Annotated in this window: 1 protein-coding gene; it reads left to right on the plus strand. The window is 66.7% G+C overall.

All coding sequences use genetic code 11. From position 1 onward, the window contains the following. Nucleotides 1-128: 128 nt before the first annotated feature. A partial coding sequence (locus tag AB0I89_RS33685) for an IS481 family transposase (protein WP_357134901.1) occupies nt 129-1,122 on the plus strand: 994 nt, incomplete at its 3' end.

Consider the following 1,122-nt stretch of genomic DNA (forward strand, 5'->3'; position numbering starts at 1 on the left):
CTAGGTGTGCTGTCCAGGGAGGTTGGTCGAGGTTGTGTGACGACACGATCTGATGTCGTAGGTAGGTGAAGGCCTCCGGTTGTGGAGTGGAGCTGTCTAGGAACCGCTCCGGCAACCAGGAGGCCTTCATGCTCCACCGTAATGCTGCTCTGACCCCACGCGCACGTCTGCGTCTGGCGCGTTTGGTCGTGGACGAGGGCTGGCCGGTCGCCCAGGCGGCACGGCGTTATGACGTCTCCTGGCGCACCGCGAAACGCTGGGCAGATCGCTACCGCGAGCAGGGCGCTGACGGTATGCAGGACCGCTCGTCACGCCCGCACCACAGCCCGACCCGCACACCGCAGCCCTTGGTCCGCAAGGTCGTGCACCTGCGCTTCAAGCAGCGCCTGGGCCCGGTCCAGATCGGCGGGCGCCTGACCATGCCGGCCTCGACCGTGCACGCCGTGCTGGTGCGCTGTCGCCTCAACCGACTCAGTCATATCGACCGGGTCACCGGTGAACCCGTGCGCCGCTACGAACACCCGCATCCAGGCGCGATGCTGCATGTCGACGTCACCAAATACGGCAACATCCCCGACGGTGGCGGCTGGCGCTACGTCGGCCGGTTCCAGGGCCGCCGCCACCGCAACGCCACCGCCGTGCGTACCGGAAACCGCGGCAAGAACTGGGCACCGAAAGTCGGAACGGCGTTCGTGCACACCGTCATCGACGACCATTCCCGCGTCGCCTACGCCGAGATCCGCGACGACGAGAAGGGCGCCACCGCCGTCGACGTGCTCCGCAACGCCGTCGCCTGGTTCACCGCACGTGGCGTCACCATCGAGCGGGTGCTGTCGGACAACGGCTCAGCCTACAAATCCTTCGCCTGGCGCGACGCCTGCCACGAGATGGGCATCACCATGAAGAAGACCCGCCCCTACCGACCCCAGACCAACGGCAAGGTCGAGCGTTTCCACCGCACCCTGACCGACGGCTGGGCCCTAGCCCGCTTCTACAACTCCGAGCAAGCCCGCAGGAAGGCCTTACCGGCCTTCCTGCATCACTACAATCACCACCGACCCCACACCGCCACCGGCGGCCTACCACCCATCACCAGGTTGACCAACCTCCCTGGACAGCACA

The sequence above is a fragment of the Micromonospora sp. NPDC049801 genome, assembly GCF_040656575.1.
GTDB lineage: Bacteria > Actinomycetota > Actinomycetes > Mycobacteriales > Micromonosporaceae > Micromonospora.